Raw genomic sequence first — 14,842 nt, 5'->3', positions numbered from 1 at the left:
ATCTTCCCTTAGTTAAACTTAACAATCTTACCTGCAATACGGTATCCACCCATGGTAATCTTTGTGCCCAACTTAGTAGGCAAGTTAGTGCCCAAACCAACAGCGCCCCAACGACAACGACGATACAAGCGATAATCATACTCACGCAAATCATTCCAGAGCTTTTCCAGCTCATCCATAGCGTCTTCGTGATCAGAGAGCTTAGAGAACACTGAGCAAATAGCCATCATGATGATAAAGTAATTGACCATATAGCTGCGCAGCTTTACAGACTTAATATCCTTATACAAATGATACGACTTCATCATAATGCGAGTTATGCGCACTTGCTGATCAATACGGCCAGCCATGACAGATTCATTGACCGACTGATCTTCTCGGCCAATAAAGTAACGATACAAATCCACATCCAGATAGTACAAACGCTCACAGCGAGGCAGTGGTACAAATGCATAAATGTTATCCACATAAAACGTATGCGCAGGCAAAGGCGTACCACCATCTGCTCGTAAAATATCCGCGCGGTAGCATAGTGAATGCATAAGCAAGTTTTGCCACATGTGGAAATGGCCAACCTCATCCCAACCAAATATCTTGTTGATAGGCAAAATGCTGCGATATGATACATAATTGCGCGTGTTATCCGCTGTATGCTCATACACATAATTGGTGATAACAAGGTCTAAATGCTCGCCATCTGCCTCAGACTGGCGTAACTTGTCCAGCAAAGCTGCTAATGCGTCTTTATCCAACCAGTCATCTGAATCAACCACTTTGTAAAACACACCGTCCGCTGCCTGCAAACCAGCCAGCACCGCAGTGCCGTGACCACCATTGGGTTGATGAATCGCCTTGATAAGACCAGGGTATTTTTGCTCCCACTCATCTGCCTTTTGAGCAGTGTTATCACGTACAGAGCCGTCATCTACAATAATAATCTGAATATCTTCAGCATAGTTTGCACCCTCTAAGATAGAAGAGATGCAGTGATCCATGTATTCAGCCGAGTTAAAACAAGGGATACCAAAACTCAAAATCTTTTGTGTCATTATGTCTCTTTATCGTCGGTTACAGGATTTGATTTTCTTTTAAGAAAACCGTCTCATGTTCATTGTACCTGAAGAGTTTTACTGCGAAATATTTTCATCTGGTAGCAGCTTTCAGATGTATGACGGATAATAAGCACCATACAAACGCTTCTACCTAAGGCTGGTTGTTATGATTTACACTGTCACCTTTAATCCTGCCCTGGACTACGTTGTTCGTCTGGATGCGCTTGCCCCTGGTAAGATTAACCGCGTCAATTATGAAAACGTTATGCCTGGTGGTAAAGGTATTAATGTCTCTATTGTGCTCGGCAATCTTGGTCATACGTCTTGTGCTTTAGGTTTTATCGCAGGCTTTACTGGAAGCGCGCTAGAACAGCTTGTCTCTGCACATGGGTGCAAGACCCAATTTATTCGTACACAAACTGGCATGACGCGCATTAACGTTAAGATAAAAGCTGGCGAAGAAACCGAGATTAACGGCATTGGCCCCCATATTACGCCTGATGAGCTACAACAACTCTTTAACCAGCTTGACCAGTTAGTCTCTGGAGACATACTTATTATCTCTGGTAGCGTTCCTTCAGTGTTGCCCTCTGACATGTATGAGCAAATCATGGCACGCCTGTCCGGTCGCGGCATAGAAATTGTCGTAGATGCAGAACTTGACCTGCTTCTTAATGTGCTGCAGTACCATCCCTTCCTTATTAAACCCAACAATCATGAGCTCGGTGCCATCTTTAATGTAGAGCTTACAACGCGTGATGAGGTTATCCCCTACGCTCAAAAACTGCAGGAAAAGGGAGCACGTAATGTGCTTATTTCCATGGCTGGAGAAGGTGCTGTATTTGTTTCCGAGAAGGGCGAGGTGCTTCAATCTCCTGCTCCTCAAGGCACCTTGGTTAATTCGGTTGGTGCAGGAGACTCTATGGTTGCTGGCTTTGTTGCTGGCTGGCTCGAAAGTAACAACGATGCCGCTACTGCATTTTATACCGGTATCTGTACAGGCTCTGCCAGTGCCTTCTCTGCAGACTTTGCTACCCGCGATGAAGTCAACGCCTTACTGGCAACGCTCTAACACAAACAGCGTCTCCAGTTTTGTATCCATAGAGCAAGTGAGTGGATTTTCTCGTTTGCTTGCTCTCTCTTTACAGGTACTCTAGGAGAAGCTTTCAAGCTGCTTACAGGCACTATACTCAGGGCAACCGCTTGTTGTATAAAACAACCGTTTAACAATTTTATTAACCTGAGAATACATACACTAAAAAGTTCATTTATATACATAAGATACCATGAATATGACAAAGTTATTTATAATTATGAATAACTCTGTTCTATTTACTCATAATCGTTTACCAAAACACAGATTTTTTATTAGTATGTCCGTGTTACATATGGATAGTACGTGTTTTTTATTCAGTCCTTTGGAGGCATGATGAACGATCATTACCGTCTTAAAGTCCTCAACGCAAAAGCGAGCATTCGCGCTTGGTCTAAGCGTCGCACATTGCATGCAATTGCCGCTGCTGCCTTGGCCATCCTACTTTCCTCGCCCATGGCAGCTCATGCAGTAGAGGCCAGCTCTGCTCAGGCGTCAGCTACCAATACTGATGCCGTAGCAATTGCAACCACTACCGCTACAGATGAGGACGAGAAGACCAGTGAGGCACTCAACACTGCCGTAACTGCCGCAGACCCCACACCTGCTACCACTCCTACCGACCCCGCAACTCCCACCAGCCCCGATACCAACAACACGGCTGCATCGACAGATCCTGCGCCTGCTCAAACTACCCCAGACAACAAGCCTGTTAGTACCCCTGTAGCTCCTCAGTCTGATTCCGTAGTAGATAACACCAATTCCTACGGCACCAAGATTATTTTTGACTTCAATGGTGACGGCAAGACCGATGCTGAGGACTGGAAAGCATACCTTAAGTGGATGCACGAATTCAAACCTTTTGACTTTGACCTTAAGACTGGCGATTTGGGTGATTCCCACAACGGTGGCGTTCAGATTACGGGCGCAACACAAATGCTTGTTAACGGTCAAAACCGCAGGCTTGATTCTATCGATACCAACTTAGATATCGAGAAAATCACGCGTTACTACCTTAACAATCTTAAACAAACTACCCCAGTAAAGAACCAGTCTCCCTTTGGCACCTGCTGGGCCTTTGCTTCTATCTCGGCTCTTGAATCTGCCATTCTTAAGGCGCAGGGTGGCGCTGCAGCTCAGGCGTATAACCCACAAGACCACCTGCACCCCATCCTTTCTAACCTTGAAGATAACGGCGTAGACCTCTCTGAGCTTTACCTTGCTTGGATGGCCTATGACCTGCAAAAAGCTGGCAGCCAAAAGGGTGAAGGCCAAGTAGACGTTCTTCCCATTGATGAGGCTCCCGATCGCATGGATTGCGGTGGTTGGGCAACCATGGCTCAAACACTCTTTACCGCATGGCAAGGTGTAGCCACAGAAAAAGCTCAGCCATATTGGCCCAAGGGCGTTGAGATGACCTTTGAGAACCTCCTTAAGATGCGCAATTGGCACGATAACTGGAGTCTTTATACCGATAAGGACGGTAAGCCTGAAGAGGGTAAGCCTGGCGTGCATGTAGATGGCGTTTACTACCTGCCTAACCCCAACAACTTGGTCCCTGACAAGAATGATCACCTTGTTTACAAGGGCCATAATGACTATGCCGATAAACTTATTAAGCAGGCATTAGTTAAGTATGGTGCCGTACAAATTGGCTATGGCGCTGATACCTACAGGCCTGGACAGCCTGCCAAGAGTGATTACTTCAACGGTGAGCACTGGGCACAGTACTGTGATGCTACTGAAGTAGAAATTACCCACGCAGTAACCATTGTTGGTTGGGATGACGATTTTGATCCCTCTAAGTTTAAGGCTGGCAAAAACGATGTTTCTGGCCTTAAGAAGGGCGCGTGGCTTGTAAAGAACAGCTGGAGTTCTGCTGATTGGTTCAAAAAGAACTTCAAGGTCGATGATGCTACCGCAGCCAAGAAGGCAAATTGGGGTATCGTCAACGAGAAGGGCGAGCACACTGGCTACTTCTGGCTGTCTTACTACGACCACTCCATCAACACGCCTTCGTACTTCTCGGTAGATCTTGAGAAGGATGGCTTTGACTACGACAATAACTACTCGTATGACTTCCTTATTAACCAGTCTCAGTCTCCCTTTGTACTGCGTACAGCCGATAAGGGCACTGAAGTAGCAAACGTATTTAAGGCAAACGGCAATGAGACCTTGCGCGCTGTTTCCGTCCACACCGGTGAGGCAAACTCCAAGGCAACCGTAAAGATTTACGTCTATAAGAATATGGATGCCTTCAAGGACAACGATCCTACCAATGATGGCAAGCCCGTCATGGAGTTTACCTACGACGCCGCTGTTCCTGGCATGCACACCGTTAAGCTTCCAAGGGCTTTGCAGCTCGCAGCTGGTCAGATTTTTGCCATTGTTCAAAACATTACTGGTGTAAACGATGATGGCACCACCAACTCCTATCTCAATCTTGAGACGGGCATGTCTCAGCAGGCACAGTTCCCCGACAAGAACAATGCAGAGACCAAGGGTCGTGCTATGGGCTATGTCTGGTCTACCGTTGTTGCCAACGATGGTGAGACCTACGTCAAACTCTTTACCGAGAATGGCTACAAGTGGGTAACTCCCAAGGAGATTGGTAAGCTCATTGGTAACGATGAGTTCTTTGAGTTTGGTAACGCATTGATTAAGGCCTTTACCACTAATGGTCATGATGACGCAGACCTTATGAACTACAAGATGGAGAAAGAGACTCCTCAGGTCATTAAGGGCGAAGCTGCCATATTTGTATCCAATGCTCCCTTCACGCTCTTTAAGGAAGTCCGTGTAGACGGTAAGGTTGTTAATCCTTCTTACTACACCGCTCTTGAGGGTTCTACCGATGTAACGCTGTCTGCAGACTTCATCAAGACCTTAGCTGTAGGTAAGCATACTATCGATATTATTTCTAACGACGGTATGGCAAGCGCTACGTTTACCGTTGCTAATCCCAACGCTGATAAGCCTACGGTAACTCAGACAAGGGCTACTACCAAGCTCCCTGCCACTGGTGACCTTCCTGCCGCCAAGCTTCCTGCCACTGGCGATGCTTCCACCACTATTCCTCTGGTAGCTCTAGCCTTGGGCGTAGCAATTGCCGGCTCTGGTGTTCTTGTTCGTCGTAAGAACCAGTAAGACACAACGGTAGCTTGGTGGTCTCTACAGCTTTGATGAGGTAGACTATCCACACCCACGTGCTTACCAACACTCATGCAATCGAGGTACGCCCCAGATGGGAAACGGCCTCGATTTTTTTGCACTGGGTTGTTGCGCACGCAAAGGAGCTCCTATGAAATCCATAAGCATGACAGCTTTTACTCAACTGCCTCTGACTACGCTGCACATCCTTGATGTGCGCGAAGTGATTGAATACAAGCTTGGTCACATTCCCGGCGCTCAAAATCTACCGCTTTCTGGATTGCAAACAAGCTATACACGGTTAGACCCTACCGTTTCTTATTACGTAATTTGCCGCTCTGGAAAACGATCAGGTAGAGCAGCTCAATTCTTAGCTACACAAGGCTATACCGTTACCAATGTAGAGGGCGGAATGCTTGCCTGGGACGGTCCCATTCAACGATAGCGCCAGCATACACACAGACTCATTAACATCACATCGTAATATCACATCGATAAAATCATTAGGCTGTGATTCTCTTACACCAAAGAGCAACTCAATGCAAATGTTGGGTTGCTTTTTGTTACTCACGGATAACTAGAGGCCGTTCACAAATAAGTTTCTATTTTATTAGGCAATACTAGTATTATTTCTAAATTGTTACAGAACATATTTTTGTTGGCGGCCGACACGTCCAAAACGCGCCGACCTTGTTATGGAGAAAGGAATACACATGGCCGATGAAGCCACACTTGCACAGCAAGGTTCTCCAGAAAATCCTCAACGCAAGAAGTTTAAGCTCCACTTCCCAACTGCAATTACTGTGCTCTTTATTGTCATGATTTTTGCTCAAATCCTGACATTTATTGTGCCAGCTGGTAGTTATTCTAAGCTGCAATATAACGCAGATGCCGAGGCCTTTGTCATTACGCACCCCGACGAGTCCACCGAGACCATGGAGGCCACACAAGACACCCTCACTAAACTGGGTATTTCGGGCAAAATCGAAGACTATACCAGTGGAGCCATCTCCAAACCCGTTGCCATTCCTGATACCTACGAGCGCTTGGACTCTAAACCTCAAGGCGTTATCGAGTTTTTGCTCGCTCCTATTTCAGGCGTTTATGACACCATTGACATTATTTTGTTCGTCTTTATCTTAGGTGGCTGCATTGGTGTTCTCAACAAGATTGGTGCTCTTAATGCAGCGGTTTTTGCCTTGTCTCGTCTTACAAAAGGCAAAGAGTTTATCCTCATCATTGTTCTATCGCTTCTCATGATTATAGGTGGAACCACGTTTGGCCTAGGTGAGGAAACCATTGCGTTGTATCCCATTTTGATGCCTGTCTTTTTGGTAGCAGGCTATGACGCAATGACCTGTATTGCTGTAATTTTTGTTGGAGCATCTGTTGGTACCATGTACTCCACGCTCAATCCCTTTGCTATTGGCGTTGCAACTAAAGCTGCTGGTATTAACATGGCAGAGCAAATGAACTGGCGTTTTATTGCCCTCGTCATTGGTTCTATCATGGCTATTGCCTACGTATTATGGTATGCCCATCAGGTACGCAAAGATCCCTCTAAATCTGTTTGCTATGACATGAAAGAAAAGATTGAGGAACGCTGGGGCGGACAAGGTGAAGTCCTTGAGTTTACTGGCAGGATGAAGCTTTCCCTTCTTGTATTCCTTGGTGCTTTTATTGTTCTGGTTTGGGGCATTGTTGCCAAGCAGTGGTGGTTTGATAACATGACTGCAGTCTTTTTAGCTGCAGCTGCAATCCTTGCATTTACCTGTGGTCTTGCAGAAGAAGACTTTATGGATACCTTCATCGAAGGTGCAGCAGATCTTATGAGTGTTGCCCTGGTTTGCGGTGTTGCACGTGCTGTTAACATTTTGTTGGAAAACGGTCTTATTTCCGACACCATCCTCAATTACTTCTCTGGTGTTGTAAACGGCATGAGTCCTCTTATCTTTATTGTGGTTATGCTACTTGTGTACATTGTCCTGGGCTTCTTTATCAACTCATCCTCTGGCTTGGCAGTTTTGTCTATCCCTATTATGGCTCCCCTAGGCGATGCCGTTGGCGTATCCCGTGCTGCCATCATTGCTGCTTACAACTATGGTCAGGGCCTCATTTCTTACATTACGCCCACAGGCTTGATTTTAGCCTCACTTGCCATGGTTGATGTTCCCTTTAGCCGCTGGCTTAAGTTCATTACTCCTTTGCTCATTGCAACGGTTGCACTTAATGCTGTACTGCTCATTGCACAAGTTGCCTTTGGCTAAACGCATGCTTATCTAAAGGGCACGCCTCTAACGCAACTACTAAGCCTTTTGTATGCATAACGGCGACAGAGAACTTCTCTGTCGCCGTTTTTTACCGTGTCGTTTTTTGGGAAGTCTTACATTGCCACAGCTCAAGCACCTGCCATAAACGAGTGGATACGCTGCTCATTGCCAGATACAACTACCATATGCGTATCATGCGCATCACACAACAAGCAATGTGTACACGCTTTCATGATAAGCTCAGTGTCATGGGTAATCACCATAACAGCGCTGGTTTGCGCACATACAGCAATAAGCTCTGCCAAACAGCTCATACGCTTATAATCTAAGCCTGCTGTAGGCTCATCAAATACAATCAGCTTATGAGGCTCCATCAGCGCTGCCCCCACTACCAAGCGCTGTTGCTCTCCCCCCAGAAAGCATTTGAGGATGTTCCAGACGTTGCTCCCATAAATCTATCTTTTTGAGTAAGTACGCAGCACGCTCACAGCTACGTTTGTCACGCCTGCCTTGGAGCAGCTCTTCCTCCACCGATTCAAAAAATATTTGGTTTGCTGCTTCTTGCATAACATAAAAACTTGCAGCATTACGCGTTCTCCCATTATTTCCCCAACTCGTAACTAGTGATGTATTGGCCGCAATCAAGCCACATAACTGTTTTGCCAGCGTAGACTTACCCACACCATTAGAACCAACCACCGCAAGGACCTAACCTTGCAATAAATCAAACCCAACACCCTGCATGAGCTGTGTGCGTTTCCAAAAATGATGCGACACAAACACATCAAGCCCACGCACATACTCTCGAGAAACCCCTATAGCTGGTATAGTCTCCGTGCCTTGTGCGGTTTGAGCCGTAACCTTCGTTTGTACATCAGCATCCAGCTTTGGTGTTACTGGCGTAGCAGCTTGCGCCACGAGGGTTTTCTCGTCAAACGCACGAAGATGAAGACGCTGGGCAAGATCTTGATGCAACTGCTCTGGCTCATACACACCCTCAACGGTTCCCTCTTGCATAACAACCAACTGGTCGAGGATATGCGTAAGATAAAACAACCTATGTTCTGCCACGATAATGGTTTTACCAGCTTGTTTAAGCTTGACCAACATCTGCGCCAACTGCAGCGTAGATGCATAATCCAACGAGGCAGAGGGCTCATCCATGACAATCACATCTGGTTGAGACACTAAAACCGATGCAATAGCTACCTTTTGACGCTCTCCGCCAGACAGCTCCAACACACTTCTATGTTTAAGATGAGTAATGCCTAAAAACGCAAGTATCTGTTCTACACGCTTTTGTAGTTCTTCACGCTCGATGCCCAAATTTTCCCCGGTAAGAGCAATCTCATCCTCTACGATGGTGGACAAAAACTGACTTCGTGGGTCTTGGAATACCAAACCTAAGCAGGTTGCCATTTCTCCTGGCGCATATTCATGCGTATCGCGCCCTAATACGCGCACACTGCCTTGCAAGGTTCCCTCAAAAAAGTCTGGATATAAACGGCAAATAAGTCTAAGCAGCGTGGTCTTGCCGCACCCAGAAAGTCCTGTTAAAACCGTCAAGCTTCCGCGTTTAATGCACAAGTGCACATCGTGTAAAACTGCATCTGGCGCATGAAGAGTGGGTGTTTGAGCGGCAGCGCTTTTCTCGGCAGACGTGTACTTAAACGAATCAATATGAGCTTCAACAGCAAACTGAGGTTCAGAAGCATCCTGAGCAGAAGAAGCCTCAGTTAATACCCCAGCCATAGCAACACCCCCATAGATGTGCAGGCGAGCGTTACGCACGCAAAATCGCGCATTCTAAAACGAACGTTTCGATAGTTGGTTTTAGTGCAGGGGTACTCAATGCCTTTTGTGATAATTGAACAGGTCATCGTATTAGAAACGTCAATAGACTGAAAAAGCAGCGGCACCATATGATGCTCAAAATAGCGCAAAGGATGCGCAAACAAGCGTGCAAGTCCACGAATCTTAAGCGCCATCCGCAAGGCAGCCACTCGTGCATGCATCTGCGACAAATAGCACCAAAACACGGTCAATCCCACACAAAGCCACTGAGGCAGACGCACGCCACGACAAGCACTCAACAATTCAGATGCGCTGTAAGTTGTGAGTATTTGTGCCAACACTAACATAGGCAACATGCGAAACAAAATAACCAGCATGCCCGTAATGGAGTGAAACATCATACTTATGCGTGACAGCCCCATAAGCACCCCAAACAGCAGTGCACAAAGGCCTACCACCGCAAGCAGACGAGGTCCGCGTGTTGGCGCTTGCCACAACAAAAGCGCTACCGAGAAGAGCAAGCACCCTGCAAATCCCCAGCTACCTAGCAGCGGAATCATAAACGACTGCACCACAATAATGGCTGCAAGTGTAAACGGATTCAAGCGAGCTGATGTCGCCTTCATTTTAGATATCATCACAAGCTACGTCGCACTACTCGCTTGGTGCTTGCTCGTCCAGAGCGCTTTGCTGACGCTTACCCGAGAAGTACTTTGTATCAATAAAGAATGCCAAAGCCACACCAAGCAAAGACGCAACAATCTGGATAGCAATTACAATAAGCACGTTGCGCGGATTGAAATAGAAGTTGGCAGTAATCTGAGCCAACTCTGCCGTAAACATAGAGGGGAACTGTTTGACCAAACCAGCGGCACCATAGTACAAAACAAAAAACATGCCGTGCAAAGACTCAAACAGTGTTGATACAACAAAAGATAGACCTATGCGTTTATTGTCATGGATGCCCCCACCAAGCAAAATAAGCTCAGATAAGATAGCAGCACCTATATACACCATCGTCATAGGAGCTAAGCCCATGAGCAAATAGACAATTCCTGGCACAAGATAAAAAAATACCTGCAACGCCGTGAGCAGGAACTTTCTTAAGAAGCACTACATAAATGGGAGCACCCAAGATGGTTGCAAAGGACACATTAAGGTAAAACGCGCCCATAGTGCCAAACACAGTCACCGCCATACCAGCGCCCAGCATGACAATAAAGCCAATAACTGCGAATACTGCCGCCGTAATTATATTTTTAAGAGACATATCTACTCCTTATAGCATTAGTTAACTAGGGTTAACTATAAAAAGGAGACAAAAGATTTGTCAATATACAATCAAAATAAATTGTTAAACGCGCGGGAGCTCGCAATAATTAAGGAGCTTTTCCATATGCACAACGGTGCCACTACCACTTTGCTTCTTTTGAATAGATACAGAATCAACGAGCATACGCATAAGCCTGATGCCACGACCACGTTCTTCACTGCCCGTTTCTGATACTGCTTCCTCGCCATCTAAAAGCGTATAACCACACCCACAGTCACTTACCTCAACAACAACGCGATCTGGATACGTTGCTAAGGTAAGGTAAATACATCCATCACTGCAATGAGCATGGTCCACCGCATTACCCAACGCTTCACCTGCAGCTAAGGTCATATCAAAAATATCGTCACGAGAAAGGCTTACGCGCTCAAGCATATGAATAGCCCAAGCACGCGCCTCTGCAAGTTTATTGGGGTACACAATCATAGAACTCTGCCATAGAGGGCGCACAGAGGCATCTAGAACGGGTACAGTGACCTTTCTGCCCGCCAATGACACAGGGATAACGTCTACCACACAGGCAATACAAAGCGCACGATAGACGCTGTCAGATACCGACCTTAGAGAAATCAACCCGCCTGCTTTTCTCATCTGGCGCATCTCATAAAATAACATGGCCATGCCTGCGGAATCCACATAGCTCACATCCGACATGTTAATAATGATGCGCTTACAGCCACCCTCAATTAAATCATCTATCGTGGCACGTGCCCGAGGCGTAGATACTACGTCTAAATCCCCGCAAAGGGGCAAAACAACAATGTCAGCTCTGTGTGTCATACTCGCCTTGTTCCCCAACAAGACCAGCTACATACAGTTATTGCCTACCAATTTGTGTAAACGTAAGTTGTACCATGGCAACATCGTCCTCAAGGCTACGCGCTGTATAGCGATCGAGCGTTTCCAAGAGGCGATTGAGCATGCCATCGCTGCCCTGTGCTGCTTCGCGCAGCGCTGCCTCACGCAAATTACGCTCACCAAAGAAAACTCCATCAGGATTGCGCGCCTCAGTCACGCCGTCCGTATATAACAGCAGGGTATCGCCCACATTAAAGGACACGTAGCCATCGCGGTAACTCATCTCTTCAAATGCGCCCACAACACCTGACTGTACATCCAATACATCCAATGTTTGATTGTCGGCACGCACAAGCAAAGCAGGCGGATGACCTGCCGAACAATAGGTAAGCTTCCCCTGTGCCACATCAATGACACCCACAAACAAGGTAGCAAACGTTTCTAGTCTTGAAAAACCAAGCAAAAATCGATTGAGCGTCCGCACCATGCGTGCTGGATTAAGCCCCTGCCAAGCATAGGCTCCTAATGCCGTTTTTACTGCTGCAGAAACCGACGCCGCCTCCACACCATGTCCTGACACATCACCCAAGATGACACAGGCACGACGTCCTGGCAAACGAATTAAATCATAAAAGTCGCCGCCTACAAAGGCATCCGCTGTAGCAGAAGAATATATGCCATCTGCCCTAATGCCCTCAACTTTTTGCAGTTCATTGCGCATGCCTAACTGCAACGCCTGTGCAATACGCTTGTCACTTGTACGCGCTTTTGCGCTTACTAACCCATCCTTAAGCGTGCTGGTAACACTGCGCAAAAAGGCAAGTTCAATGTCATCCAATGGCTCATATCCATGGAAGCGCACTGCCAAATACGCCCATGTTTTCTTCGCAAGTGTGCCCACATACACAAAGGCACCGCAACTTTCCATGCTCTTATCCTCGAGCCATGCAGACAATGCACGTCCCGCCTCACTACTTACCAGCGGAAGTGCCATCACTTCATCTGGAGTGTTTTGCTCACACAATTGAGCTACCTGCAGAGGTAGATTCTTAATGTGTTTATACGCATCACTAGCAGGACATACTTGCAGGGTCCCGTCTTCTGCTACTTCCAATGGTATAAAACGCGCCTCTATTTGCTCACAAGCACGCTGCAACAACGCACTCATATCTGTATCAGTAAAGCTCTCTTGCTCAGCAAGCTCTTCATGCAAATGAGACACAAAGCTATCCAGACGGGCACGACGTTGTGTACGAAGGTCAGTAAGTGCCCCCATAAGCTGCACCGATAAATACTGTGCCACAGAATCTAACAAGCGAGCATCATCGCGCCTCAGCGACCTAGGACGCTCCCAGCCCACAACAATTAAGGCAATAACACGCTCCGCAAACCACACGGGAACCAAAATGCTGCTTGCAAAAGGAAACAATGCCCTCACTGGAATGCTAAATGTTTCATTGGTTTCCTCGTTAAGAACGCGACGCGTGTCAAAACGCTGCATACGCAGGTCTTCTTTTTCTGGAGACAACAACTGCACACGGATTGCCCTGCCAGCAGCAATGGCATGCAGCTCCATACCATCGCCTAACGATAAGTACTTGGGAACGCGTAAGACTTCCATAGAAGCAGTAGTACCGCGCAACACCAAACCATCAGACTCTGCCAGATACAATAATGTGCCCGTAGCTTCCATAGTGTCACGCAATTGTTCCAGCACGTTAGTAAAGAGCGTGGCAACATCGCTCCAATCCAGTGTCTCTAGCACAATGTTAAGTACACCAGAAAGCCTCCGATTAGCTCCCCTCAATTCACTGACAAGCTCATCGGTTTGCTCGGTAATGGAGCCTGCAAGCAATGAAGACGGCTCCATAATAAGCAGGTAATTCTCACCAGGAGCACTAATCTCATCGCAGCGCACCGTAAGAAAAACATCTCCACCATTGCTATGGCTTGCCACCACGGCACAAGTAGAGCCATCGGTAGCAAAAGGCGGCACAAATGCTGTAGTAGCAACTTCAGCACCTAAAGACTGAGCCGGATACATAAACTCATCTATGCGACGACCAATGAGTGAGCGAACACCCAACATATGAGCTGCACGTTCATTAGAAAAAAGTACAACGCCCGTACTTGCAAAAACAATGACACCATTAGAAGTAATGTCAAGAAGACGTGCCAGTGTGGCGGGTGCCGTAATACCCGAACCAACAGAATAGGCACGCTCAATGCTTGTAGAGGGATAAGAATCAGCCCGAAAATCTTCTGACATACGATACACCCCGTATCTCATCGCCTAGAGCGATATAAAAAAAGCCCCTGCGGGGCCCTTATCTGCTCGTAACACTGGTGTCGGAGGCGGGACTTGAACCCGCACGACCGTTGAGTAGTCACTAGCACCTCAAGCTAGCGCGTCTGCCAATTCCGCCACTCCGACGTGCGTTACAGCAAGAAGTAATATAACACATGCTCTTGCTTCTGCAAACAATTATTTTGATAATTTCTGTGAGTAACGCGTTTTACCCTATTCCAACAAAAGCATGACAACACATTACGTTAAGGCACGTATCTCTGCATCAAGCTGAGCAATAATCTCGATGACTGACATTCTAAAATCTTTGAGCTTTCTGAGAGATTCTTTAATTTCACCCTGTACGCGTACATCCGTAAAAATATTATCAAACCAAATGTCAAACATGGTATCTGTCATAGTATTGCTTATTTCCTGAGGCAAATGCATGTGCACGTCTTCAAGTTCCTTATTGAGCACCTGCAATGAAGCAGACAAACCCCTAATATCGCTATTGGCATCCTTGATTTTCTCGCGCTTTATAAAACTGGAGAACACTCCTCCACCCAACAAATCAAAGAACCCCCAAGAAGAAGCGCTATCCAAAGAGGCTATAGCATTATCTATTCTTGCAATCACATGAGTTGCTGCCGTACGCGCCTCGTTAAGCTCTTGTAATCTGCTCATGGCCACCCTTACCTTGAAGACTATCCTTACAATGCTTCTTGTATATCATACCGCATGAACAGCAATGTATAAAAAAGCGAGGCAGCAAAGCCACCTCGCTCATTTTTGGTTAAACCACCCGTTATAACTACCGCTTGGCTCTTTTAGAGTTCAATCGACGCATCCTTAATAGGATTGACGGACGCAAAGTGGCAGGCACAGAAGTGCTTCTTGTCCACCTCACGGAACTCAGGCATGGGCTCCTGCCCGCAAACATCCTGAGCAATGGGGCAACGCGTATGAAAACGACAACCCGCGGGTGGATCAATAGGCGAAGGCACGTCACCACGCAAAATAATACGCTCACGCGTGCGCTGAATATCTGGGTCAGGAATAGGC

General features: G+C 46.8%; 15 protein-coding genes and 1 tRNA gene. 4 read left to right on the top strand and 12 right to left on the bottom strand.

Annotated features, from left to right (window positions below; genetic code table 11):
* Window positions 1–8 precede the first annotated feature (8 nt).
* Complete coding sequence (locus tag SPD80_RS05725; RefSeq protein WP_320605400.1) at window positions 9–1,049, bottom strand: glycosyltransferase family 2 protein; 1,041 nt, start codon at window positions 1,047–1,049, stop codon at window positions 9–11.
* A gap of 169 nt (window positions 1,050–1,218) precedes the next feature.
* Here SPD80_RS05725 and pfkB point away from each other — a divergent pair, with 169 nt between their 5' ends.
* From pfkB to SPD80_RS05705, 4 genes are all read left to right on the top strand, one after another.
* Window positions 1,219–2,124: a 1-phosphofructokinase gene (gene pfkB, locus SPD80_RS05720; RefSeq protein ID WP_320828886.1), complete on the top strand. Its 906-nt coding sequence runs from the start codon at window positions 1,219–1,221 to the stop codon at window positions 2,122–2,124.
* Between the two features lie 327 nt (window positions 2,125–2,451).
* Complete coding sequence (locus SPD80_RS05715) at window positions 2,452–5,292, top strand: lectin like domain-containing protein (RefSeq protein ID WP_320828885.1); 2,841 nt, start codon at window positions 2,452–2,454, stop codon at window positions 5,290–5,292.
* A 154-nt stretch (window positions 5,293–5,446) separates the two neighbouring features.
* Entirely contained in the window at window positions 5,447–5,740 is a 294-nt protein-coding gene (locus SPD80_RS05710) for a rhodanese-like domain-containing protein (RefSeq protein WP_320828884.1), read from the top strand.
* A gap of 268 nt (window positions 5,741–6,008) precedes the next feature.
* On the top strand, window positions 6,009–7,562 hold the full coding sequence (locus tag SPD80_RS05705; RefSeq protein ID WP_320828883.1) for a YfcC family protein: 1,554 nt from the start codon (window positions 6,009–6,011) through the stop codon (window positions 7,560–7,562).
* Window positions 7,563–7,693: 131 nt separating this feature from the next.
* Here SPD80_RS05705 and SPD80_RS05700 read toward each other — a convergent pair whose 3' ends face one another.
* The 11 genes from SPD80_RS05700 to SPD80_RS05650 all read right to left on the bottom strand — a co-directional run.
* Window positions 7,694–7,939, bottom strand: a complete 246-nt coding sequence (locus tag SPD80_RS05700) for an AAA family ATPase (protein ID WP_320828882.1) — start codon at window positions 7,937–7,939, stop codon at window positions 7,694–7,696.
* The gene (locus SPD80_RS05695) at window positions 7,926–8,264 is read right to left on the bottom strand and encodes an ATP-binding cassette domain-containing protein (RefSeq protein WP_320828881.1); all 339 of its coding nucleotides are present in this window, start codon (window positions 8,262–8,264) and stop codon (window positions 7,926–7,928) included. The genes SPD80_RS05700 and SPD80_RS05695 overlap by 14 nt, the downstream gene beginning before the upstream one ends.
* A gap of 9 nt (window positions 8,265–8,273) precedes the next feature.
* Window positions 8,274–9,317 carry an ABC transporter ATP-binding protein gene (locus tag SPD80_RS05690; protein WP_320828880.1) on the bottom strand — a complete coding sequence of 348 codons (1,044 nt, stop codon included), beginning with the start codon at window positions 9,315–9,317 and terminating at the stop codon, window positions 8,274–8,276.
* On the bottom strand, window positions 9,302–9,985 hold the full coding sequence (locus SPD80_RS05685; RefSeq protein WP_320828878.1) for an energy-coupling factor transporter transmembrane component T: 684 nt from the start codon (window positions 9,983–9,985) through the stop codon (window positions 9,302–9,304). Before SPD80_RS05685 ends, SPD80_RS05690 begins: the two co-directional genes overlap by 16 nt.
* A 28-nt stretch (window positions 9,986–10,013) precedes the next feature.
* Window positions 10,014–10,382 (bottom strand): MptD family putative ECF transporter S component, encoded by a 369-nt coding sequence (locus tag SPD80_RS05680; protein ID WP_320828877.1) that lies wholly within the window; start codon window positions 10,380–10,382, stop codon window positions 10,014–10,016.
* Window positions 10,345–10,629: an MptD family putative ECF transporter S component gene (locus SPD80_RS05675; protein ID WP_320828875.1), complete on the bottom strand. Its 285-nt coding sequence runs from the start codon at window positions 10,627–10,629 to the stop codon at window positions 10,345–10,347. The genes SPD80_RS05680 and SPD80_RS05675 overlap by 38 nt, the downstream gene beginning before the upstream one ends.
* Window positions 10,630–10,713: 84 nt before the next feature.
* Complete coding sequence (locus tag SPD80_RS05670) at window positions 10,714–11,472, bottom strand: anti-sigma factor antagonist (RefSeq protein ID WP_320828873.1); 759 nt, start codon at window positions 11,470–11,472, stop codon at window positions 10,714–10,716.
* 37 nt (window positions 11,473–11,509) lie between these two features.
* Window positions 11,510–13,759 (bottom strand): GAF domain-containing SpoIIE family protein phosphatase, encoded by a 2,250-nt coding sequence (locus tag SPD80_RS05665; RefSeq protein ID WP_320828871.1) that lies wholly within the window; start codon window positions 13,757–13,759, stop codon window positions 11,510–11,512.
* Window positions 13,760–13,834: 75 nt separating this feature from the next.
* Window positions 13,835–13,924, bottom strand: a tRNA-Leu gene (locus tag SPD80_RS05660).
* 114 nt (window positions 13,925–14,038) lie between these two features.
* Window positions 14,039–14,464 (bottom strand): hypothetical protein, encoded by a 426-nt coding sequence (locus SPD80_RS05655; protein ID WP_320828869.1) that lies wholly within the window; start codon window positions 14,462–14,464, stop codon window positions 14,039–14,041.
* Between the two features lie 143 nt (window positions 14,465–14,607).
* Window positions 14,608–14,842: oligopeptide/dipeptide ABC transporter ATP-binding protein (locus SPD80_RS05650; RefSeq protein WP_320828867.1), on the bottom strand; the 235-nt coding region annotated here is incomplete at its 5' end.

It is taken from the genome of Atopobium sp. (assembly GCF_034113385.1).
In the GTDB taxonomy this organism is placed as follows: Bacteria; Actinomycetota; Coriobacteriia; order Coriobacteriales; family Atopobiaceae; genus Atopobium.
This window is presented reverse-complemented; position numbering and strand designations above follow the sequence as displayed.

Coding starts and splice junctions, on each gene's coding strand:
- SPD80_RS05725 (WP_320605400.1), bottom strand. CDS start 1,049: ATGACACAAAAGATTTTGAGTTTTGGTATCCCTTGTTTTAACTCGGCT.
- pfkB (WP_320828886.1), top strand. CDS start 1,219: ATGATTTACACTGTCACCTTTAATCCTGCCCTGGACTACGTTGTTCGT.
- SPD80_RS05710 (WP_320828884.1), top strand. CDS start 5,447: ATGAAATCCATAAGCATGACAGCTTTTACTCAACTGCCTCTGACTACG.
- SPD80_RS05705 (WP_320828883.1), top strand. CDS start 6,009: ATGGCCGATGAAGCCACACTTGCACAGCAAGGTTCTCCAGAAAATCCT.
- SPD80_RS05700 (WP_320828882.1), bottom strand. CDS start 7,939: ATGGAGCCTCATAAGCTGATTGTATTTGATGAGCCTACAGCAGGCTTA.
- SPD80_RS05690 (WP_320828880.1), bottom strand. CDS start 9,317: ATGGCTGGGGTATTAACTGAGGCTTCTTCTGCTCAGGATGCTTCTGAA.
- SPD80_RS05685 (WP_320828878.1), bottom strand. CDS start 9,985: ATGAAGGCGACATCAGCTCGCTTGAATCCGTTTACACTTGCAGCCATT.
- SPD80_RS05680 (WP_320828877.1), bottom strand. CDS start 10,382: ATGACGATGGTGTATATAGGTGCTGCTATCTTATCTGAGCTTATTTTG.
- SPD80_RS05675 (WP_320828875.1), bottom strand. CDS start 10,629: ATGTCTCTTAAAAATATAATTACGGCGGCAGTATTCGCAGTTATTGGC.
- SPD80_RS05670 (WP_320828873.1), bottom strand. CDS start 11,472: ATGACACACAGAGCTGACATTGTTGTTTTGCCCCTTTGCGGGGATTTA.
- SPD80_RS05665 (WP_320828871.1), bottom strand. CDS start 13,759: ATGTCAGAAGATTTTCGGGCTGATTCTTATCCCTCTACAAGCATTGAG.
- SPD80_RS05655 (WP_320828869.1), bottom strand. CDS start 14,464: ATGAGCAGATTACAAGAGCTTAACGAGGCGCGTACGGCAGCAACTCAT.